Consider the following 21,007-nt stretch of genomic DNA (forward strand, 5'->3'; position numbering starts at 1 on the left):
GTGGGAGCGGCTATACCCGCGATCGGATCTGCAGGCGGTGCGGGGATCGCGGCTATAGCCGCTCCCACAAGGCACGGTGGCTCAGGCGGGCTGGTCGAGCAGGGCGCGGATTTCGCGGTACAGCTCGCGGAACGAGCGCGGCGGCTTGTTGGCCTTGCGCTCGGCATGGGTGTTGCGCACCAGCTGGCGGATGCGCTGGCTGTCGGCGCCCGGGAACTGGTCCATCAGTTCCGACAGCGCCGCGGCGCCGTCCTCGCCCAGCAGCCGCTCGCGCCACTGCTCGGCCAGGTGCAGGCGCGCGGTGTCCAGGCGCGCGGCCTCGCCATCGGTGTCGAGCGCGTCGCGCAGGGCGTCCAGCGCCTCCTCGTCCTCGCGGCGCAGCTGCTTGGCCAGGAACGCGACCTCGCGCTTGCGCGCGATGTGCGAGCTGATGCGCCGGGCCTGGGCGATGAAGGGCAGCAGGTGCTCGCCCAGCGGCAGCTTGGCCAGCCGGCCCGGGTCGAGCTCGACCAGGACTTTCGCCAGGTCCAGCACGTCCAGCGCCTCGCGGCGCTGCGCGCTGCGGCTGGGACCGAGGAATTCGCCGGTGTCTTCGTCCTTGCCGCGCATGTCGTTCCAGCCGCCCGTTGAACCATTCAAGAACCTCGAAGGATAAGGCATTGACCACCGCCATCACCGACGCCAGCCCGAACCACGACGACAGCCGCGAGCGCCTGGCGCGCCTGGAGGGCATCGCCGGCCAGCTGTTGCAGCGCTGCCGCGACGCCGGCGCCAGCCAGGCCGAGGTGGCCTGCAGCGAGGACCGCGGCCTGAACGTGAACGTGCGCATGGGCGAGGTGGAGTCGGTCGAGTCCACCCGTGACCGCGGCATCGCGGTCACCGTCTATTTCGGCCAGCGCAAGGGCAGCGCCAGCACCGCCGACCTGCGCGAGGAGAGCCTGGCCGCGACAGTGGAGCAGGCCTGCGCGATCGCGCGCCACACCGAGGACGATGCCGCGTCCGGGCTGGCCGATCCGGCGCTGATGGCGCGTGACCTGCGCGAGTTCGACGCCTGGCATCCCTGGGCGCTGGACGCGCAGGACGCGGTCGAGCTGGCCCTGGCCGCCGAGCAGGCGGGGCGCGACGCCGACGCCCGGATCGGCAACTCCGACGGTGCCGGCGTCGGCAGTGGCAGCTCGCTCTCGGTGTATGCGAACTCGCATGGCTTCGTCGGCGCCGAGCGCAGCACCCACCACAGCCTGTCCTGCGCCCTGATCGCCGGCCGCGGCGAGGACATGCAGCGCGATGGCTGGTACAGCTACGTACTGTCGCCCGACGACCTGGAGCCCGCGGCCGCCATCGGCCGCAAGGCCGCGCAGCGCACGCTGGAGCGGCTGGATCCCCGGCCGCTCGCGACCGGGCGCTATCCCGTGATCTTCTCGGCCGAGGTCGCGCGTTCACTCATCGGCCACCTGCTGGGCGCGGTGTCCGGTGGCGCCCTGTACCGCGGTGCCAGCTTCCTGGTCGATTCCGCCGGGAAGCAGCTGTTCCCCGCCTGGTTCTCGATCCACGAGCGGCCCTTCCTGCAGCGCGGCCTGCGCTCGGCGGCCTTCGATGCCGAGGGCGTGGCCACCCGTGAAACCCCGCTGGTCGAGGGTGGCGTGCTGCAGCGCTACGTGCTCGGAAGCTATTCGGCGCGTCGCCTGGGCCTGGAGACCACGGCCAACGCCGGCGGCGTGCACAACCTGGAGGTCGCGGCGAGTGCCGGCGGCCTCGACGAAATGGTGCGCGGCATGGGCCGCGGCCTGCTCGTCACTAGCCTGATGGGGCAGGGCGTCAATACCGTGACCGGCGACTATTCACGCGGCGCTTCGGGGTTCTGGATCGAGAACGGCGCGATCGCGCACCCGGTCGATGGCATCACCGTGGCCGGCAACCTGCGCGACATGTTCATGGCCATCGAGGCGGTGGGCAGCGACGTCGACCCGCGCTCGCACATCCGCACCGGCTCGATCCTGGTCGGCGGGGTGACGGTTGCCGGTCTCGGATGACGTGTAGACTTGGAGGCAATCACGCCAGGGGAGGCACAGCATGTTCGAAGAAGGCAATCAGGACGGGATTCCGCAGGCGGCGGGAGACGGCTCCAGCGATCCGCAGCAGCGCCAGTGGGCGATGTTCGCGCACCTTTCATCGCTGCTCGGTGGCCTGCTGACCACGGCCTGGGGCGGCAGTCTCGGCTGCTTCATCGGCCCGCTGGTGATCTGGCTGGTCAAGAAGGACACCATGCCCTTCGTCGACGACCAGGCCAAGGAAGCGCTGAACTTCAACATCACCGTGGCGATCATCTTCCTGGTGCTGTTCCTGATGACGATCTTCACGCTCGGCATCGGCATCATCATCACCGGGCCGCTGTTCGTGGTCGTGGGTATCGCCTGGCTGGTGCTGACCATCATCGCGGCGATCAAGGCCAACGAAGGCGTGGCCTACCGCTATCCGCTGACGCTTCGACTGATCAAGTGAGATCGGCGCCGGCGGCCCTGGCCGCCGGCTTCAGTGCGAGCGCTTGATCGCGAGTTCGCCCAGCGCGGCCAACTCGGCGGTGCGCGTGCCCAGCGGTGCCAGCGCCGCGTCCATGGCGGCGGACAGCGCGTGCAGCCGCGCACGCGAAGCTTCGATGCCGATCAGCGCCGGGAAGGTCGCCTTGTCCTGGGCCGCGTCCTTGCCGGCGGTCTTGCCGAGGGTGGCGCTTTCGCCCTCGACGTCGAGCAGGTCGTCGCGGACCTGGAAGGCCAGGCCGAGCGCGTCGGCATAGGCGTCCAGGCTCCGGCGGTCGTCGGCGCCGGCACCCGCGGCGATCGCGCCAATGCGCACCGCGGCGCGGATCAGGGCGCCGGTCTTGAGCGCGTGCAGGCGCTCCAGCGCTTCGAGGCCGGCGGAGCCACCGCTGCCGGTGGCGGCCAGGTCGATCGCCTGGCCGCCGCACATGCCGCCCGCGCCGGCGGCCACCGCCAGTTCGCGCAACATCGCCACACGCGCGGCGTCGTCACAGGCCGCATCGGCGAGGACGGCGAAGGCCAGCGACTGCAGGGCGTCGCCTGCGAGGATCGCGGTGGCCTCGTCGAAGGCGACGTGCACGGTGGGCTGGCCGCGGCGCAGGGCGTCGTCGTCCATGGCCGGCAGGTCGTCGTGGACCAGGGAATAGGCGTGGACCAGTTCGATCGCGGCGGCGGGTGCGTCGAGCGCGGCTTCGTCGGCGCCGAAGGCGGTACCGGCGGCATAGGCCAGCAGCGGACGCATGCGCTTGCCGCCGAGCAGCACGGCGTGGCGCATGGCGGCGCCCAGGCGCTGCTCGGCGGCGGGGTGGCGGGCCAGGGCGGCTTCGAGCACGCGGTCGATGCGCTGCCGCCAGTCCTCGAGTCTTGCCGCGGTGCCGGCCGCGCCGGCGCCCGCCTCAGGCACGGTCGCCGTCGCCGCTGGCCGGGAAGGGCGTGGCCGACTCCGGCTGCTGCGGATCGGTGAGCAGCCGCACGCGAAGTTCGGCCGCCTCCAGCGCCTGCTGGCAGCGGCGGTAGAGGCCGACGCCGCGTTCGTAGGCGGCGAGTGAGTCTTCGAGGCTCATCTCGCCGTGCTCCATCTTCTCCACCAGCTGCTCGAGCGCGTCGAGCGAGGTCTCGAAGTCGGCCACCGGCGAGGTGTCTTCGGTGGCTTGCGGGGTGGTCTTGCGGGCCATGCCCGAAGTCTACGGGAAGCCCGGAGCGCTTTGTAGGCGCAGGCGCAGTCCATGGTGGCGCAGCCAGGCGTCGAAGGCGGCGGAGCGCAGCACGTCGCCAGCGGCCAGCACGCGGCCGTCCGTGGCCGACAGCAGCGGCAGCCGCGCGCGCAGCCAGGGCGGCACGTTGGCGTCCTGCAGCACGTGCTTGAGCAAGTGCGAATGCGTCCGCCCCGGCAGCACGATGCGCTCACCGCCGGCGCGTGCGTGGACGGTCCAAGGTGGCGACGCGGCTGCGTCGGGCATGTCCGCGAGGGTGCCTGGGGTCGAGGCGGTGGCTCCGTCGTCGCCCGGGATCAGCGCAAGGGTTTCGCCGGTTGGAAGGCGCAGGGGCGTCCGACCGTCCCAGGTTGCGCGGTAGCCGCCCGGCAACGCCGGCCCGGGACGCATGGCGTGCAGTTCATCGCGCCAGCGTCGGACCAGGGCACCCGACCAGGCGAAGCGGGCCTGGCCATCCTCCGCGGCATCGCCCAGCAGGTCGGCCTCGATCTGTGCCACGCCACGTGCCGGCAGCGGAGGCAGGCCCTGCGCCGCGATCCAGCGGCGCAGCACGCGCGCGCGGCGCGCTGGCGGCAGGGCGTGCAGGCCCTGCACCGACAGCGACTGCGGTGAGGTGCCGCGGACGGTCGCAAGCGCCGCTTCGTCTCCGCCGTCGAGCAGGGCCGAGGCGTCGGCCGCCAGCCGCGCGCTGGCGGCGAAGGCGGCATCGGCCTGCGGCCAGCGTTCGCGCAGCAGCGGCAGCACGCGGTGGCGCAGGAAGTTGCGGTCGAGGTGGAGGTCGGCGTTGGACGGGTCTTCGATCCATGCCAGCCCGCGCGACTGCGCATGCGCCAGCAGCTGCGCCCGTGGCAGGTCCAGCAGGGGTCGCCACAGCCAGCCCGCTCCCAGTGCGCGCCACGGTCGCATCGCCGCCAGTCCGTCAATGCCGGAGGCGCGCAGCGCGCGCAACAGGAAGGTTTCGGCCTGGTCGTCGCGATGGTGCGCAAGCGCCAGCACCTCGCCGTGGCGCAGGGCTTTGGCGAAGGCGGCATGGCGCGCGCGCCGCGCCGCGGCCTCGGGACCGTCGCCGGCAGGTTCGACCGCGACCTCGATCACCTCCAGCGGCACGCCGAACGCGTCGCAGCTCCGCCGGCAGTGTTCGCGCCATGCATCGGCTTCGGGGTGCAGGCCATGGTGCACGTGCAGCGCGCGCAGGCCGTTGCCGCGCAGCGCCGGGCTGGCGGCGGCCAGCGCCAGCAGCACGCTGGAGTCGAGGCCGCCGCTGAGCGCGATGCACACCGGTGCCTGCGCGTGCGCCGATGGCAGCGCGGGGAGGGCGATATCGGCGGGGTCCATGCGCGGATGGTGCCACGGCGCAAGGCCGCAGCCCCATGGACGGGATCAGGCGGCCTCGTAGGCGCCGTAGCCGCGCAGGCGGCGGTAGCGCTTCTCCAGCAGCGTCTCCACCGGCAGGCCTTCCAGCGCGTCGAGCTCGTTGAGCAGGACCGCCTTCAGGCGCAGCGCCATCTGCTTCGGGTTGCGGTGGGCGCCACCGATGGGCTCGCGCACCAGCTTGTCGACCAGGCCCAGGCCGAGCAGGCGCTTCGCGGTGAGGCCCAGCTGCTCGGCGGCGTCCTTGGCCTTGCCGGCGTCCTTCCACAGGATCGAGGCGCAGCCCTCGGGCGAGATCACCGAGTACGTGCTGTATTCCAGCATCACCGTGCGGTCGCCGACGCCGATCGCCAGCGCGCCGCCGGAGCCGCCTTCGCCGATCACCGTGCACACGATCGGGATCTTGAGCTCCGCCATTTCCATCAGGTTGCGGGCGATGGCCTCGGACTGGCCGCGCTCCTCGGCGCCGATGCCGGGATAGGCACCCGGGGTGTCGATGAAGGTGAACAGGGGCAGCCTGAAGCGTTCGGCCATCTTCATCAGGCGCAGCGCCTTGCGGTAGCCCTCCGGGCGCGGCATGCCGAAGTTGCGGCGCACCTTGGCCTTGGTGTCGCGGCCCTTCTGGTGGCCGATGATCATCACGCTGCGGCCGTTGATGCGGCCGATGCCGCCCACGATCGCGGCGTCGTCGGAGTAGGCGCGGTCGCCGGCCAGCTCCTGGAATTCATCGCAGATGTAGCGGATGTAGTCGTTGGTGTAGGGCCGCGCCGGGTGGCGCGCCAGCTGGGACACCTGCCAGGGGCTGAGGTCGCGGAAGATCTGCGCGGTGCGCAGGCGCAGCTTGTCCTGCAGGGTGCGCAGCTCGGCGTCGATGTTCACGGCCTGGCCGGAACTGGCCTGGCGCAGGTCCTGGATCTTCGCCTCAAGGTCGGCGATGGGCTGTTCGAAATCGAGGTAGTTCGGGTTCATCCGTGGGCCTGGAGGCCGGAAAACGGACAGTCTAGCCGACCGCGGCCAGAACCCCGTACCCGGCCGTGTGGCGATCGCCGGTTCAGTTCGCCCAGGGCCGGCTGCCCATGGCGACGTGGACGGCGCGGACGCCCGGTTCCACGCGCAGCTGGCCGAGCAGGTCGGGATCCACGCGCACCGACTGGCTGCCGTTGATGTCGAGGCTGCCGGCGGCGCCGGCCGGCAGCAGCAGGTCCAGCCGCAGCGGGGTGGCGCCCGGGCGGTGCGCCGAGAGCAGGGCATCGATCCGGTCGAGGATGCCCGGCTGGGCCAGGTCCAGGCGCAGCGACAGGCGGCGCGCAGACTGGTTGCAGACCTCGTGGAAGTCCCAGGCGCGGCGCGCGCGCAGCGAGAAGCCGCCGCTGAACTCGTCCTCGCGCAGGCCGCCCTCGACGATCACGATGCGGTTGCCGGCCAGCAGCGAGGCGTGCTCCATCCAGGCTTCGGAGAAGAAGGCGCATTCGATGCGGCCGCGGCCGTCCTCCAGCACCACGAAGGCCTGGCTCTCGCCGCGCTTGCGGATGCCGGTCACCTGGCCGGCGACGATCGCAGTGACTTCCTGGCGCCAGCCGCCGCGGCCGCCTTCGCCATTGCCGCCCTTGCGCGCGGAACTGCCGGATTCCCAGAGCGCGTCGAGCTGGCCCAGATCGGTGCCGACCAGCGCCTTCAGTTCGTTGCGCCAGGGATCGAGCGGGTGGCCGCTGAGATAGTGGCCCAGCGTCTCGCGTTCGCCGGCGAGCTTCTGCGCCAGCGGCCACTCGGCGACCTCGGGCAGGGTGATCTGCGCCGCGGCGGCCGCCGGTTCGGCGAAGCCGCCGAACAGCGAGGACTGGCCGGCCTCGCGCTCGCGCGCCAGCTGCTCGGTCGCCTTCAGCACTTCCGGCAGCTGCAGCATCAGCGAGGCGCGGTTGCGGCCCAGGGCATCGAGGGCGCCGGCGTTGACCAGGGCCTCGAGGGTGCGGCGGTTCAGGCGCGCGGATTCGTTGCGGCGGCAGAAATCGAGCAGGTCGGTGTATGCACCGTCGCGTCCACGCTCGGCGGCGATCGCCTCGCAGGCGCCCTGGCCCACGCCCTTCACCGCGCCCAGGCCGTAGCGCAGCGTGCGCGCGTCGATGGCCTCGAACATGTAGGTCGAATGGTTCACGTCCGGCGGCAGCACTTCGAGCCCCAGCGCCTGCGCCTCGGTGAGGAAGCCGACCACCTTGTCGGTGCTGTCCATGTCGCTGGACAGCACCGCGGCCATGAACTCGGCGGGGTAGTGCGCCTTCAGCCAAGCGGTCTGGTAGGACACCAGCGCATACGCCGCGGCATGCGACTTGTTGAAGCCGTAGCCGGCGAACTTCTCGAGCAGGTCGAAGATCGGGCCCGCGACCTTCGGCTCGATGCCGTGGGTCTCCAGCGCGCCGGCCTCGAACTTGGCGCGCTCCTTCGCCATCTCCTCGACCTTCTTCTTGCCCATCGCGCGGCGCAGCAGGTCGGCGCCGCCCAGCGAGTAGCCGCCCAGGATCTGCGCGGTCTGCATCACCTGTTCCTGGTACACCACCACGCCGTAGGTCGGCGCCAGCACCGGTTCCAGCAGGTCGTGCGGGTACTCGACCGCGGCGCGCCCGTGCTTGCGCTCGATGAAGTCCGGGATCAGGTCCATCGGGCCGGGGCGGTACAGCGAGACCAGGGCGATCAGGTCGTCGAAGCGGTCGGGCTTCGCGCGCTTGAGCAGCTCGCGCATGCCGCGCGATTCGAACTGGAACACCGCGACGGTATCGCCGCGCGCGAACAGCTCGTAGGTGGCGACGTCGTCCAGCGGCAGCTTGGAGATGTCCAGCGCGGGCGCGTCCCCGCCTGCCGCCCGTCGGTTGATCGCCTTCACCGCCCAGTCGATGATCGTCAGCGTGCGCAGGCCCAGGAAGTCGAACTTCACCAGGCCGACCGCTTCCACGTCGTCCTTGTCGAACTGGGTCACCGGGTTGCGGCCGCCGCCCTCGCCGTCGTGTTCGGCGAACAGCGGGCAGAACTCGGACAGCGGCTGCGGCGCGATCACCACGCCGCCGGCGTGCTTGCCGGCGTTGCGGGTCAGGTCCTCGAGCTGCAGGGCGAGGTCGATCAGGTCGCGGACGTCTTCCTCGTCGCGGTAGCGCGCGATCAGCTCGTCCGAGCGCCAGGCGTCGTCCTTCTGCGACTTCTCGGTCTTGCCCAGCGCGTCTTCCAGCGACACGCCCAGCGTCATCGGCACCAGCTTGGCGACGCCGTCGACGAGGCCGAAGGGATAGCCCAGCGCCCGCCCGGCATCGCGCAGCACCGCCTTCGCGGCCATGGTGCCGTAGGTGATGATCTGGCTGACGCGGTCGCGGCCGTACTTGCGCGCGACGTACTCGATCACTTCGTCGCGCCGGTCCATGCAGAAGTCGATGTCGAAGTCGGGCATCGACACGCGCTCGGGGTTGAGGAAGCGCTCGAACAGCAGGTCGTAGGGCAGGGGGTCGAGGTCGGTGATCTCCAGCGCCCAGGCCACCAGCGAGCCGGCGCCCGAACCGCGGCCCGGGCCCACCGGGATGCCGTGCTCCTTCGCCCAGCGGATGAAGTCCGAGACGATCAGGAAGTAGCCGGGGAAGCCCATCCGGATGATGACGTCGAGCTCGGTCTCCAGCCGCGCCTCGTAGCTGGCGCGGTCGTGGCCGGCGGCCAGCGGCGCGTGCTCGAGCCGGCGCGCCAGGCCGTCGCGGGCTTCGCTGCGGATCCAGGAATCGAGCGTGTGCTCGGCGGGTACCGGGAAGGCCGGCAGGTGGTAGGTGCCCAGGCGCAGCTCGAGGTTGCAGCGCTGGGCCAGGGCCACGGCGTTGTCGAGCGCGTCGGGCGCGTCGGCGAACAGCTCCGCCATCTCCTGGCCGGATTTGAGGTGCTGTTCGGCGGTGTAGTCGCGCGGCCGCCGCGGGTCGTCGAGCACGCGGCCCGAGGCGATGCAGACGCGCGCCTCGTGGGCATCGAAGCCCTCGCGGTCGATGAAGCGGACCTCGTTGCCGGCCACCACCGGCACCGCGCACAGCGACGAGGCCTGCAGCGCGAAGTCGTTGAACGCCGCCTCGTCGGCGAAGCCGCAGCGCGCCAGCGCCAGGTGCAGGCCGTCGTCGAAGACGCCGCGCCAGTCGCGGATCCAGGCTTCGGCCTGGTCGTGGCGCCCGGCCGCGAGCAGGCGGCCGGCGGGCGAATGGCGCCCGGCCAGCGCGAACAGGCCCTGGTGCTCGTCGCGCAGCCACTGCGGGCGCACCACCACGCCGTCGTGGCGCTGGCCCTCCATCCAGGCGCGCGTGAGCAGGCGCGACAGCGACAGGTAGCCGTCATGGTCGCGGCAGAGCAGGGTGAGGGTGGCGGGAGCCTCGTCGCCCTCCGCCAGGCTGATGTCGGCGCCGGCGATCGGCTTGATTCCGGCGCCCTCGGCGGCGCGGAAGAACTTGACCAGCGAGAACAGGTTGTTGCGGTCGGTGACCGCCACCGAAGGCTGGCCCAGGGCCACGCAGCGCTTGACGAGCTCCGGGATCCGGATCGTCGAATCGGCGAGTGAATACTCGCTGTGCAGGGTCAGGTGGACGAAGCGTCGGGACATCACGGGGCCGCTGGTGCAGCCCCGCAGGTTAGGTGCCAGCCCCCGCGGGGACAAGGCTTGACAGCCTGGTCCGCGCGGGGCGTCCCCTCAGTGGACGCGGAACATCGACGCGCCGACACCCGGGACATAGCTCGCGGCGCCACGCATGGCGACGTGTGCGCGCAGGGCGATCTCGGCGCGGCGGGCCTCCAGCCACTCGTCCCGGCCGAAGCTGAACCGGCCCGGGCGCTCGCCGCGGAGGATCGCTTCCTCGGCGCGCAGGCGGCGGAAGTCCAGGTAGGCCTCGGCGTCGGCGGCCAGCGCGGGCCAGGCCAGGTCGAGCAGCACCGCGGTGTCCAGGCCGCCGACCACCGGCACGTTGTCGGGCACCAGGCGGTCTCCGCCGCGGGCGTAGTCCGCCAGCAGGGCGATCCGCTCCAGCTGGTCGGGATCCAGCCGCCAGCCGGGTTCACGCGCCAGCATCCGCAGCGCCTGCAGACAGCGACGGCGCTGGTGGATGCAGGGTGCCCAGGGATGGCCGGCATAGGCCTGGGCCAGGCTGCGCGCGGCGCTGGCGATGCCGTCCACGCTGGGCACGTTGCCATGGGCCGCGAGCGAGCGGGCCACGGAATGGAAGCGTTCGACGCCGCGGGCCTTGGGTTCCAGGCCGGCGATGCGGTGGCGGCGGGCGTACTGCGGACGGACGGTCGGCAGGGGCAGGTTGTCGAGGATGGCGTTCATGGCTGTCTCCGGATCGGGGGCGCCGGATTGGCGCAGCTGCAGGATCGCGCCGCCGCGCCGTCGAAGCTTGAGGGAAACCGGCGGAGCAGGTGATGGAATCGCGATGGAAGCCGGTTTTTGCTGATTCCTGCGTTCAAACCGGGGCTCGCTGCTGGGCGGACCCGACCAAGGGGCTGCAATGCCGGATGAAGCGCGCATCTACCGCTTCGGCGACGTCGAGGTCGACACCGCTGCGCACCGCGTCGTGCGCGGCGGGCGCGAGCTGGCGCTGGAGCCCAAGGCCTACTCGGTCCTGCTGGCCCTGCTGGAGCACCCCGGGCACGCGATCGCGCGCGACGACCTGCTCGACCGGGTCTGGGGGCACCGCCACGTCACGCCAGGCGTGCTCAACCGGGTGGTGGCGCAGCTGCGCAAGGCGCTGGGGGACGAGGCCGAGCATCCGCATTACATCCAGACCCTGCATGCGGTCGGCTACCGGTTCATGTGCGCGCCGGAGATATCAGTGCCCCAGGAGGCGGCCGAGGCGGAAATTTCCCCGTCGATGGAGGGGCGCGAAATTTCCGCCGACGCGGAGGCGGTGGTCGCTGCGGGGGAAGCGGCTGATGCAGCCGACACGGACGCCGCCGCCAGGCTGGTGGCCGGGGAGCGCGCTCCGCCCTGGGGCTGGGCACCCGGCCTGGCCCTGCTGCTGGTGCTTCTGGTGGCGGCGGTGGGCTGGTGGTGGCGGGGGAGCGATCCGGCACTGGCCCGGACGGGCGCCGCGGTGGCGGTCCGGCCATTCTCGATGCTGGGTGGAAGCGAGGGGGATGTCTGGTTCGCCGAAGGCCTGGCGCTGGAGATGCACGATGCACTGGCGGGGGTGCCGGGCCTCGAGGTGGCGGCGCTGATGGATGGCGACGATCCGCGCCGCAGCGCAGACGTCCGCGAACTCGGGCGCGAGCTCGCGGTCGATGCGATCCTCGATGCCAGCATCCGCCGCGACGGCGACAGGTTGCGCATCAGCGCCAGGCTCAGCGACACCCGTAGCGGCTACGTGCTGTGGAGCCGGCGCTACGAACATTCCATGGCCGAGTTGTTCGCCACCCAGGGCGCGATCGCCGGCGAAGTGGTGGAGTCGATGCTGGGCGCAATGCCCGAGCAGCGCGAGTCGCTGCGGCGGCGGCTCGCACCCACGCGCAGCGTGGCCGCCTTCGACGCCTACCTGCGCGGCCTGTACCTGGCGCGCGCGCCAGCGACGCCGGAGCGCAGTTCGCAGGCTGCCGAGGCCTTTCGCGCCGCGCTGGCGGAGGATGCGGGTTTCGCGCGCGCACAGGCCGCGCTGTGCACCACGGAGACCGCCCGCTTCGAATACTGGAACGACGTCGATGCCCACAAGCGCGCCCTGGCGGCCTGCGCGCGCGCCGCGGACTTCGAGCCGGCACCGCCCGAAGCGGCGCTGGCGCTGGGCAACCTCGAGCGCGTCGGCGGCGATTTCGACCGGGCGATGGCGCAGTTCGAGCGCGCGGCGGCCGATCCGGGCACCGCCGCCATGGCCCAGGTCGGCATCGCCAAGGTACATGCGGCGCGCGGCCAGGCCGAACTGGCGGAAGAGCATTTCAGGCAGGCGCTGGCGCTGGCCCCGGCCAGTGCCCGGATACGCGCCGAGGTCGGCTTCCAGGCCTATCGCGACGGTCGCATCGACGACGCGATCGGCCACTACCGGGAATCCCTGGCGCTGGATCCCGACAACGCCGGCAACTGGAACACCTACGGCTTCCTGCACATGCTGCGCGGGGATACCGGCGAGGCCGCGCGCGCCTTCGAGCGTTCGATCGCGATCAGGCCCACGGCCGACGTGCTCGCCAATCTCGGCACCCTGCGCGCATGGTCCGGAGAGCATGCGGCTTCGGTCCCACTGTACCGGCGCGCGCTGGAACTCGATCCCGACGACTACGTCAACTGGGGCCTCCTCGGCGACGGTCTCCGCGAGAGTGGTGCGCCCCCGGGCGACGTGGTCGAGACGTTTTCCGAGGCGGAGCGCCGGGTGCGTCGCTACCTGGCGGTCGATCCCGGCGACGGCTACGCGCTGGCCGCGCTGGGCTGGTACTGCGCGAACCTGGGCAAGCGCGACGAGGCGCTGGAAAAGGTGGGACTGGCGCGCGAGTCGGGACGCGGCGACCCCGCCGAGATCGCGCTCTACAACGCCGAGACGCTGGCCCTGCTGGGCGAGCGCGAAGCGTCCCGGGCCGAGGTCGCGCGCGCGCTTCGCGAGGGGCTCGACGAAGCCCGCATCCGGGCCAGCCCGGTACTGCAGAAGGCGCAGGCGGCCGTGTCCAGCGAAGGGCGCGGCTGATCCGCCCCGCGAGGGGCATCACGTGAAAGGAGGGCCACATCATGGCGAACAAGCAGCCACCGTCCGTGGCAGGGCATCCACTGAGGAAGGGCGCTGGCCCGACCGTGCCGCCGGTGAAGCCACCCCCAACGGGGCCGGTCGCCATTCCGCACAAGCCCAAGCCTGGCGGCCCGTCGGGCAAGAACTAGGCCCAGCGATCGGCGATCCGGCTAGGGAGGCGGGAAAAGGTCGCGCGCTTCGGCCTCGCGGACCGGAGCGAAGCTCCTGCGATGCTGCGGGCAGGGTCCGTGCGCGCGCAGCGCTGCGAGGTGGGCCGGCGTGCCGTAGCCCTTGTGGCCGTCGAAGCCGTACTCGGGGTGTCGTGCATGCAGTTCGAGCATGGCGCGGTCGCGGCTGACCTTGGCCAGGATCGAGGCGGCCATGATGCTGCGGTCGAGGGCGTCGCCGCCGACCCAGGCCTCGGCCGCGCAGGGCAGGCCGGGCGGGATCGCGTTGCCGTCGATGCGCGCGGTGCCGGCGACGTGGGCGACCGCCTCGATCGCGCGGCGCATGCCGAGCAGGGTGGCCTGGTAGATGTTGATGCGGTCGATCTCCGCGGCCTCGATCGACACGACCCGCCAGGCCAGGGCGCGTTCGACGATGCGTTCGTAGAGTTCGTCGCGGCGCCCGGCCTTCAGCGCCTTGGAGTCGTCCAGGCCGTTGATCCGCGCCTGCGCGGGATCGAACACCACGGCCGCGACCACCACCGGGCCGGCGAGCGGGCCGCGCCCGGCCTCGTCGACGCCTGCGACCAGCGCGGAGACCGCCACCCTGCCGGGCGGCGCCGGCTGCAGCTTCACGCCGCCGCGGGGCGCGCGCTGCCTCACGGCGGTGGCATGGCGCTGCTGGCGGCTTCTGGCGCGGAAGGCCGGGGGTCGAGCAGCTCGGCCACCGCGGTCGCGGCCTCGCGCGAGGCGTCGCGGCGCAGCAGCAGGTGCAGTTCGCGGTAGCGCGGTTCCAGCAGCTTGACCGCGTCGGGGTCGGAGAACCAGGCCATGACGGCCTCGGCCAGCTTCAGCGGGGTGCAGTCGTCCTGCATCAGCTCGGGCGCGATGGTCTCGCCGGCGAGCACGTTGGGTAGTGCGTAGCGGTCGACCTTGAGCATACCCAGGCCCTTGACGATGGCGTGGGTGGTCGGGGAGATGCGGTAGCCGACCACCATCGGGCGCTTGGCCAGCATGGCCTCCAGGGTCGCGGTGCCCGAGGCCAGCAGCACCACGTCGGACGCGACCATCGCCGCGCGCGCGGAACCGTCGAGCAGACGCACCGCGGGCGCGGTGGCGCCCGGCGCCGGGAGCATCGCGGCCAGGGCCTCGCGGCAGGCGGCGTTGGCCGCCGGCACCAGCACCTGCAGCCCGGGAATGCGCTCGGCGACCAGGGCCGCGGCCTGCAGGAAGGCCGGCCCCAGGCGTTCGATCTCGCCCAGGCGCGAACCCGGCAGCACCGCCAGCACCGGCGCGTCCTGGTCGACCTCCAGCGCGATGCGCGCGCCGCGGCGGTCGGGGTTGAGCGGCATGGCGTCGGCCATCGGGTGGCCGACGAAGCGCGCATCCACGCCGTGGCGGGCGTAGATCGGCGGCTCCATCGGGAACAGGCACAGCACGCGGTCGGCGCTGCGGCCGATCTTCGCCGCACGGCCCTGGCGCCAGGCCCAGACCGAAGGGCTGACGTAGTGCACGGTGCAGACGCCCTTCGCCTTCAGCCGGCGCTCCAGTCCGAGGTTGAAGTCGGGGGCGTCGATGCCGATGAAGGCGTCGGGCTTCCAGTCCAGGATCCTGCGCTGCAGGCCCCGGCGCAGGCGCAGCAGGCGCGGCAGGTGGGCCAGCACTTCGGACAGGCCCATGACGGCGAGTTCGCCGGCGTCGTGCCAGGTGTCCATGCCGGCCGCGCGCATGGCGTCGCCGCCGACGCCGGCGAATTCCGCGTCGGGGAAGCGTTCGCGCAGTCCTTCGACCAATCCCGCGCCGAGCAGGTCGCCGGAGGCCTCGCCGGCGACCAGCGCGAAGCGCGGCCCGCCGCCGGTCACCGCAGCAGCGGCCGGTCGCCGCCCTCGATGAAGTCCAGCATCCGGCGCACGTCCTCGCTGCCGCCGGCAAGCTCGGCCAGCTTGCCGCGGGCATCGTCCAGGCTGTCGCCGGACATGTACACCGCGCGGTAGGCGCGGCGGATCGCGGCGATGCGGTCGGGGTCGAAGCCGCGGCGCTTGAGGCCTTCGGCATTGATGCCGCGCGGGCGGCCATAGCCTTCCTGCGCGACCATCAGGAAGGGCGGCACGTCGCCGTTGACGAAGGCCCCCATGCCGATGAAGGCGTGGTCGCCGATGCGGCAGAACTGGTGCACGCCGGCGAAGCCGCTGAGGATGACGTGGTCACCGACCACGACATGGCCGGCGAGCGTCGCGTTGTTCGAGAACACGCAGTGGTCGCCGACGATGCAGTCGTGGGCGACGTGGGTATAGGCCAGCAGCCAGTTGTCGTTGCCGATGCGGGTCACGCCGCCGCCGTCGCCGGTGCCGCGGTTGATGGTGGTGAACTCGCGGATGACGTTGCGGTCGCCGATCTCCAGGCGCACGTCTTCGCCGCGGAACTTCTTGTCCTGCGGCTCGCCGCCGATCGCGGCGTGGCCGTGGACGTGGTTGTCGCGGCCGATGCGGGTCGGGCCGGTCACGCTGCAGTGCGGGCCGATGCGCGTGCCTTCGCCGATCTCGACGCCGGGGCCGACGATGGTGAAGGCGCCGATGCTGGCGCCGTCGCCGATGATCGCCGAGGGATCGACGACCGCGCTGGCGTGGATCGACGCCGCGGCCATGTCAGGCATCGACCTCGGCGCAGAGGATGTCGGCGCTGGCCACCTGGCCACCGTCGACGCGGGCGACGCCGCAGTACAGGGTCATGTTGCGGATCTCGCGCTTGATCGTGACCTCGATGTCCATGCGGTCGCCGGGGACGACCATGTTCGCGAAGCGGGCGTTGTCCACCTTGACCAGGTAGGACAGGCGGCCCTCGTGGCTGGCGCCGCCGCGCAGGAGCTGGGTCAGCACGCCGCCGGCCTGGGCCATGGCCTCGACCACCAGCACGCCGGGCATCACCGGGCGGTCGGGGAAGTGGCCCTGGAAATAGGCCTCGTTCGCGGTCACGTTCTTGTATGCGAGCACGCGCTTGCCTTCGTCGTCGAACTCCACCACGCGGTCGAGCAGCAGGAAGGGGTAGCGGTGCGGGAGCATCACGCGGATGCCCTCGACGCCGATCGGAAGGGTCGGCTTGTCGGCGGTCATGTCTTCTCCTTGGCGAGCGCCTGGACCTGGCGGGCCAGCGCATCGAGTTGCCGGAACCGGGCCGCACTGCGGCGCCAGCTCCGATTGTCCATGAGCGGCGTGCCCGAGGAATATTCCCCTGGCTCGTCGATCGAAGCGGTGACCAGGGCCATCGCGGTGATGGTCACCCGGTCGCAGATGCTGATGTGGCCGACGATGCCCGCGGCGCCCCCGATCAGGCAGTAGCGGCCGATGGTCGTACTGCCCGCCACCGCGACGCAGCCGGCCATGGCCGTGTGCGCACCGATGCGGACGTTGTGGGCGATCTGGATCTGGTTGTCCAGGCGCACGTCCTCGCCGAGCACGGTGTCCTCGATGGCACCGCGGTCGATCGTGGTGTTGGCCCCGATCTCGCAGTCGTCGCCGACGACCACGCCGCCCTGCTGCGGCACCTTGATCCAGCGCCCCGCGTCCATCGCCAGGCCGAAGCCGTCTGCGCCGAGCACGGCGCCGGGATGGACCAGCACGCGTTCGCCCAGGCGCACGCGGCGCACGAGGCTGACGCGCGCGACCAGGCGGCTGCCGACGCCGACCACGCAGTCCTCGCCGATCACGCAGCCTGGGCCGACGATCGCGCCGGCGCCGATGCGAGAGCGCGCGCCCACGAAGGCGAGCGGGCCGATTTCGGCGGCGGGATCGACCTCGGCCGAGGCGTCGACCACGGCGGAGGGATGCACGCCGGGGTTGGCCGCCGGAGGCGGATCGAACAGGGCGGCGATCTTCGCGAACGCCACGTAGGGGTCGCGCGCGACCAGCAGGGTGCGATCCAGCCCTTCGGCATCGTCCTCGCGGACGACCACGATGCCGGCGGCGGACTCCGCCAGCTGGCTGCGGTAGCGTGGATTGGACAGGAACGAGAGTTGCCCCGGGCCAGCCCCGGCAAGGGTGGCCACCGAGTCGATGGCGGTGGCGCCGTCGCCGCGCAGGGCGAGGCCGAAGCGCTCGGCCAGGGCCGCCGCCGTCAACATGCTGGACTCCATCGTCCGCGTCCCCGGCGGCTTAGAACGCGCCGCCGAAGGTGAACTGCAGGCGCTCGAGCTCGTCGCCGTCTTCCTTGCGGACGGGCATGGCGTAGCTGATCGAGATCGGACCCACCGGGGCGCGCCACATCAGTGCCACGCCCGCCGAGGCACGGAGCTCGCCGGCATCGAAGGCGTCGACGTCCTTGAACACGTTGCCGAAGTCGACGAAGGCGGAGATGCGCGCGGCCGGCGAGTCGAGCAGGGTCGGGAAGAACATCTCCACCGAGCCCACGGTCTTGACCGCGCCGCCGATGACCTGCTGGTAGGTGCTGCCCCACGCCGCTTCGCGCGGGCCCAGGGTGTTGTCGCGGAAGCCGCGCACCGAGCGCGCGCCGCCCGCGTAGAAGTTCTCGAAGAACGGCAGGCCGTCGGCCACGGCCATGCGGGCATCCGGCTCGTCGTCCGTGTCCTCGGGACCGTCGGGGTCGTAGACGATGCCGTAGCGTGCGTCGCCGTAGCTGTCGCCGTAGCCGATCTCGAGGCGGGTATTGAGCACCAGCGCCCGCGAGAGTTGCCAGTACTTGGAGAACTCGTAGTTGAGCTTGTAGTACTCGGCGGTCGAGCCCGGCAGCGAGACCTCGGCCGACACGCGCTGCAGGGTGCCGCGCGTGGGCTGCAGGTAGTCGTTGCGGGTATCCCGGGCCCAGGCCACCTCGCCGCGCCAGGCGTGGAAGGTGCGCTGGCCGATGACGTCGATGTAATCGACGATCGACTGCGGCGTGCTGCCGCGGTAGGCGAAGATCTGGTTGCTGTCGATGCCGAACATCGCCGAGACGGTGTCGTGCTCGGTGATCGGCACGCCCAGGACCATCTGCGCCGCACGGCTGGTCGACGAGTACTGGGCGGTATTGAATTCGGAGTTGTCGAATTCGCGCCACCACAGGTTGTAGCCCAGCGACAGCCCGTTGTCGGTGAAATACGGATTCATGTACGAGAACGAGTAGCGCTGCAGGTAGACGTTGCGCTGGGCCTCGATCGAGATGCGGTTGCCGCTGCCGAGGAAGTTGTTCTGCGACAGCTGCACCGAGGTGGTCATGCCGGTCAGCTGTGAATAGCCGAGGCCGAACATGAAGCTGCCCGAGGCGGTCTCGGTGACGCTGAATTCGACGTCGACCAGGTCGTTGCTGCCGGGCACGGGCTTGCTTTCGACGTTGACGCTGCCGGATTCAAAGAAGCCCAGGCGCTGCAGGCGCACCTTGGAGCGGTCGATCGCCGCCTGCGAGTACCAGGCGCCCTCGAACTGGCGCATTTCGCGGCGCAGGACCTCGTCGGCGGTGCGCGCGTTGCCCTTGAACACGATCCGGCGCACGGAGACGCGGGGGCCGGGGACGACCTGCAGGTTGATGGCGACCTTGCGGTTCTCCCGGTCGACCTCGGGGATCACGTTCACCTGGGCGAAGGCGTAGCCGATGTTGCTGAGCGTGGCCGAGATCTGGTCGGAGCTGAATTCCAGCAGCGCGCGCGAGAAGGTCATCTCGGGCTTGATCAGCACCTGGCGCTCGATGTCCTCCTTCGGGAGGACGGTGTCGCCGGTGACCTCGACGCTGGACACGGTGTACACCTCGCCCTCGGTGAGACCGGCGGTGATGTACATGTCGCGCTTGTCGGGGCTGATCGCGACCTGGATGTTGTCCTCGCTGAAGTCGATGTGGCCGCGGTCGAGGTAGAAGTTGCGCAGCTTCTCGCGGTCGCCCTCGAGCTTCTCGCGCGAGTACTGGTCGTCACGGCGGTACCAGCTCAGCCAGTTGGTCTCGCCTGATTCCCAGGCGTCGGTCAGCTGCTCGTCGTCGTAGGTCTCGTTGCCGACCAGGTTGATGTGGCGGATCTTCGCGGCCTTGCCTTCGTCGATCTTGATGGCGACGTCGACGCGGTTGCGGTCCAGAGGTGAAACCGTGGGCTCGATGCTGACGTTGTACTTGCCGCGGTTGTTGTACTGGCGGGTGAGCTCCTGGGTGACGCGGTCGAGCGCGAGGCGGTCGAAGGTCTCGCCCTCGGACAGGCCGATGTCGCGCAGGCCCTTGGTCAGGTCCTCGGTCTGGATGTCCTTGTTGCCGGTCAGCGTGAGCTTGTTGATCGCCGGGCGCTCGCGGACCTCGACCACCAGGATGTCGCCCTGGCGGCCGACGGTGACGTCCTCGAAGAAGCCGGTGGCGTACAGGGCGCGGATGGCATCGCCGATGCGGCCGGCGTCCACCGTGTCGCCGCGTTCGATCGGCAGGTAGGTGAACACGGTGCCCGCGCCGATGCGCTGCAGGCCGTCGACGCGGATGTCGGAGACCGTGAAGGCACCCGGCATGGGGGCGGTGGCGGGCTGGGCCGGGAAGCCGAAGGCGGCCTGGGGATCGACCGGCTGCTGGGCCCAGGCCGGCGCGGCGAGCGTCGAGGCGAGGGCGATGGCAAGCAGGCGGCGGTTCGGGAGTCGCGTCATCAATGGCGTCCGGGTATGGCGTTGCGTGGGGGTGGGGCGGTGGGCTCGGCGGTCGTGCATGCGGGCGTCATCGCACCAGTTGCAGGATGTCGTTGTAGAACGCCAGGCCCATCAGGCCTGCGAGCATGGCCAGGCCGACATACTGGCCTGCGACCATCGCCCGCTCGCTCAAGGGGCTGCCCTTGACCAACTCGATAAGGTAATACAACAGGTGACCGCCGTCCAAGATCGGGATCGGCAGCAGGTTGATGATCGCCAGGCTGAGTGAAAGCAGGGCGAGGAAACTGAGGAACCACGCGGTGCCGCGGCTGGCCGAGGCATTGGCGTAGCGGGCGATGGTGATCGGCCCGGAGATGTTCTCGGTCGAGGCGCGGCCGGTCAGCATGCGCCCGACCATGCCCAGGGTGTCGCGGGCCAGGCGCCAGGTCTCGCGGGTCGCGGCCGGCAGCGCCGCCAGCGGGCCGTGGCGGAGGGTCGCGTCGAACTCCGCCGCCGCGGAGGCGTCCGGCTCGATGCCCAGCGCCCAGAAGGGCTCGCCGCCGCCGTCGGGCGTGGCCAGCCTGGGCGTGATCTCCAGCGCCAGGCGCTCGCCGTCGCGCTCGACCTCGACCATGCCGCCATCGCCACGCGCGCCCAGCTCCTGGACCAGCGGGCGGATGTCGGCGAAGGCATGGACCCGGCTGCCGTCGATCGCGGTGACGCGGTCGCCTTCGGCCAGCACGCCCCAGGCGGCGGAGTCCTCGACCACCCGGCCGACGTCGGCAGGGAGCACGAAGGCCTGGGGGACCAGGCCGATGGCCTGGATGGCCCGTCGCTCGTCGGTGCCCTCGGGCAGGGTGGACAGGCGCAGGCTGCGCGTCGCCTCCTGGCCCTGGGCCGTGCGCAGCCGGACGTTGACGTCCTCGCGGTCCGCGGCCAGGGTGACCAGGGCCATCGCGGCCTCGCTCCAGGTCGGCGTCGGGCGGTCGCCGATGGCGAGCAGGGTGTCGCCGCGGGACAGCCCGGATTCGGCCGCGACGCCCTGCACCTGGCCCAGCACCGGCTGGTAGTCGGGGCGGCCGATCACGAACATCGCCCACAGCAGGGCGATGCACAGCAGCAGGTTGGCGACCGGCCCCGCGGCCACGATCGCGATGCGCTGCCAGACACTTTTGCGGTTGAAGGCGGAGTCGCGCTCGGCCTCGGCGACGTTGCCCTCGCGTTCGTCGAGCATGCGCACGTAGCCGCCCAGCGGCAGGGCGGCGACCACGTACTCGGTGCCGTCGCGGCCCAGGCGCTTCCACAGCGGCCGGCCGAAGCCGACCGAGAATCGCAACACCTTGACGCCGTTGCGGCGGGCCACCCAGAAGTGGCCGAACTCGTGGAAGGTCACCAGCACGCCGAGGCTGACGATCATCCACCACACCGATCCGAGGAACGTAGTCATTG

At 71.5% G+C, this 21,007-nt stretch carries 17 protein-coding genes; 3 read left to right on the plus strand and 14 right to left on the minus strand.

Annotated elements, in window-relative coordinates:
* Nucleotides 1-81: 81 nt before the first annotated feature.
* Complete coding sequence (gene yjgA / locus E2170_RS05775; RefSeq protein WP_133000038.1) at nucleotides 82-609, minus strand: ribosome biogenesis factor YjgA; 528 nt, start codon at nucleotides 607-609, stop codon at nucleotides 82-84.
* A gap of 50 nt (nucleotides 610-659) precedes the next feature.
* Between yjgA and pmbA the strand changes: the two genes are divergently transcribed.
* Complete coding sequence (pmbA, locus tag E2170_RS05780) at nucleotides 660-2,030, plus strand: metalloprotease PmbA (protein ID WP_243708066.1); 1,371 nt, start codon at nucleotides 660-662, stop codon at nucleotides 2,028-2,030.
* A gap of 121 nt (nucleotides 2,031-2,151) precedes the next feature.
* Nucleotides 2,152-2,499 carry a DUF4870 domain-containing protein gene (locus E2170_RS05785; protein ID WP_133000040.1) on the plus strand — a complete coding sequence of 116 codons (348 nt, stop codon included), beginning with the start codon at nucleotides 2,152-2,154 and terminating at the stop codon, nucleotides 2,497-2,499.
* 30 nt (nucleotides 2,500-2,529) lie between these two features.
* On the opposite strand, the gene E2170_RS05790 is transcribed toward E2170_RS05785, so the two are convergent.
* The 6 genes from E2170_RS05790 to E2170_RS05815 form a co-directional block, all read right to left on the minus strand.
* Nucleotides 2,530-3,438, minus strand: coding sequence for a farnesyl diphosphate synthase (locus tag E2170_RS05790; protein WP_132999637.1), 909 nt, complete (start codon nucleotides 3,436-3,438; stop codon nucleotides 2,530-2,532).
* Nucleotides 3,431-3,709 (minus strand): exodeoxyribonuclease VII small subunit, encoded by a 279-nt coding sequence (locus tag E2170_RS05795; protein ID WP_132999638.1) that lies wholly within the window; start codon nucleotides 3,707-3,709, stop codon nucleotides 3,431-3,433. The genes E2170_RS05790 and E2170_RS05795 overlap by 8 nt, the downstream gene beginning before the upstream one ends.
* 9 nt (nucleotides 3,710-3,718) lie before the next feature.
* Nucleotides 3,719-5,083: a tRNA lysidine(34) synthetase TilS gene (gene tilS / locus E2170_RS05800; RefSeq protein WP_132999639.1), complete on the minus strand. Its 1,365-nt coding sequence runs from the start codon at nucleotides 5,081-5,083 to the stop codon at nucleotides 3,719-3,721.
* A 45-nt stretch (nucleotides 5,084-5,128) separates the two neighbouring features.
* Nucleotides 5,129-6,088, minus strand: a complete 960-nt coding sequence (locus E2170_RS05805) for an acetyl-CoA carboxylase carboxyltransferase subunit alpha (protein WP_132999640.1) — start codon at nucleotides 6,086-6,088, stop codon at nucleotides 5,129-5,131.
* Nucleotides 6,089-6,170: 82 nt separating this feature from the next.
* Nucleotides 6,171-9,728 (minus strand): DNA polymerase III subunit alpha, encoded by a 3,558-nt coding sequence (gene dnaE, locus E2170_RS05810; RefSeq protein ID WP_132999641.1) that lies wholly within the window; start codon nucleotides 9,726-9,728, stop codon nucleotides 6,171-6,173.
* A gap of 84 nt (nucleotides 9,729-9,812) precedes the next feature.
* Nucleotides 9,813-10,445: a hypothetical protein gene (locus tag E2170_RS05815; protein WP_132999642.1), complete on the minus strand. Its 633-nt coding sequence runs from the start codon at nucleotides 10,443-10,445 to the stop codon at nucleotides 9,813-9,815.
* A gap of 178 nt (nucleotides 10,446-10,623) precedes the next feature.
* On the opposite strand from E2170_RS05815, the gene E2170_RS05820 reads away from it, so the two are divergent.
* Complete coding sequence (locus E2170_RS05820; protein WP_132999643.1) at nucleotides 10,624-12,777, plus strand: winged helix-turn-helix domain-containing protein; 2,154 nt, start codon at nucleotides 10,624-10,626, stop codon at nucleotides 12,775-12,777.
* 209 nt (nucleotides 12,778-12,986) lie between these two features.
* Here the strand turns inward: E2170_RS05820 and E2170_RS05825 are convergent, their stop codons facing one another.
* The 7 genes from E2170_RS05825 to rseP form a co-directional block, all read right to left on the minus strand.
* Complete coding sequence (locus E2170_RS05825; RefSeq protein ID WP_243708109.1) at nucleotides 12,987-13,616, minus strand: ribonuclease HII; 630 nt, start codon at nucleotides 13,614-13,616, stop codon at nucleotides 12,987-12,989.
* Between the two features lie 23 nt (nucleotides 13,617-13,639).
* Nucleotides 13,640-14,842 carry a lipid-A-disaccharide synthase gene (gene lpxB, locus E2170_RS05830; protein WP_132999645.1) on the minus strand — a complete coding sequence of 401 codons (1,203 nt, stop codon included), beginning with the start codon at nucleotides 14,840-14,842 and terminating at the stop codon, nucleotides 13,640-13,642.
* Entirely contained in the window at nucleotides 14,839-15,624 is a 786-nt protein-coding gene (lpxA, locus tag E2170_RS05835; protein WP_425477839.1) for an acyl-ACP--UDP-N-acetylglucosamine O-acyltransferase, read from the minus strand. The genes lpxB and lpxA overlap by 4 nt, the downstream gene beginning before the upstream one ends.
* A 1-nt stretch (nucleotide 15,625) precedes the next feature.
* Nucleotides 15,626-16,090, minus strand: a complete 465-nt coding sequence (fabZ, locus tag E2170_RS05840) for a 3-hydroxyacyl-ACP dehydratase FabZ (RefSeq protein ID WP_132999647.1) — start codon at nucleotides 16,088-16,090, stop codon at nucleotides 15,626-15,628.
* A complete protein-coding gene (gene lpxD / locus E2170_RS05845) occupies nucleotides 16,087-17,109 on the minus strand; it encodes a UDP-3-O-(3-hydroxymyristoyl)glucosamine N-acyltransferase (RefSeq protein ID WP_132999648.1) in 1,023 nt (340 codons plus the stop codon). Before lpxD ends, fabZ begins: the two co-directional genes overlap by 4 nt.
* A gap of 19 nt (nucleotides 17,110-17,128) precedes the next feature.
* Nucleotides 17,129-19,579 (minus strand): outer membrane protein assembly factor BamA, encoded by a 2,451-nt coding sequence (gene bamA, locus E2170_RS05850; protein ID WP_132999649.1) that lies wholly within the window; start codon nucleotides 19,577-19,579, stop codon nucleotides 17,129-17,131.
* A gap of 67 nt (nucleotides 19,580-19,646) precedes the next feature.
* A complete protein-coding gene (rseP, locus tag E2170_RS05855) occupies nucleotides 19,647-21,005 on the minus strand; it encodes an RIP metalloprotease RseP (RefSeq protein ID WP_132999650.1) in 1,359 nt (452 codons plus the stop codon).
* Between the last annotated feature and the right edge of the window lie 2 nt (nucleotides 21,006-21,007).

Source organism: Luteimonas arsenica (assembly GCF_004352825.1).
Classification (GTDB): Bacteria; Pseudomonadota; Gammaproteobacteria; order Xanthomonadales; family Xanthomonadaceae; genus Luteimonas; species Luteimonas arsenica.

Excerpts from the sequence above, each read along its gene's own strand:
- yjgA (WP_133000038.1), bottom strand. The coding sequence starts at position 609 with ATGCGCGGCAAGGACGAAGACACCGGCGAATTCCTCGGTCCCAGCCGC.
- E2170_RS05785 (WP_133000040.1), top strand. The coding sequence starts at position 2,152 with ATGTTCGCGCACCTTTCATCGCTGCTCGGTGGCCTGCTGACCACGGCC.
- E2170_RS05795 (WP_132999638.1), bottom strand. The coding sequence starts at position 3,709 with ATGGCCCGCAAGACCACCCCGCAAGCCACCGAAGACACCTCGCCGGTG.
- tilS (WP_132999639.1), bottom strand. The coding sequence starts at position 5,083 with ATGGACCCCGCCGATATCGCCCTCCCCGCGCTGCCATCGGCGCACGCG.
- E2170_RS05805 (WP_132999640.1), bottom strand. The coding sequence starts at position 6,088 with ATGAACCCGAACTACCTCGATTTCGAACAGCCCATCGCCGACCTTGAG.
- E2170_RS05815 (WP_132999642.1), bottom strand. The coding sequence starts at position 10,445 with ATGAACGCCATCCTCGACAACCTGCCCCTGCCGACCGTCCGTCCGCAG.
- E2170_RS05820 (WP_132999643.1), top strand. The coding sequence starts at position 10,624 with ATGCCGGATGAAGCGCGCATCTACCGCTTCGGCGACGTCGAGGTCGAC.
- lpxA (WP_425477839.1), bottom strand. The coding sequence starts at position 15,624 with ATGGCCGCGGCGTCGATCCACGCCAGCGCGGTCGTCGATCCCTCGGCG.
- fabZ (WP_132999647.1), bottom strand. The coding sequence starts at position 16,090 with ATGACCGCCGACAAGCCGACCCTTCCGATCGGCGTCGAGGGCATCCGC.
- lpxD (WP_132999648.1), bottom strand. The coding sequence starts at position 17,109 with ATGGAGTCCAGCATGTTGACGGCGGCGGCCCTGGCCGAGCGCTTCGGC.
- bamA (WP_132999649.1), bottom strand. The coding sequence starts at position 19,579 with ATGACGCGACTCCCGAACCGCCGCCTGCTTGCCATCGCCCTCGCCTCG.
- rseP (WP_132999650.1), bottom strand. The coding sequence starts at position 21,005 with ATGACTACGTTCCTCGGATCGGTGTGGTGGATGATCGTCAGCCTCGGC.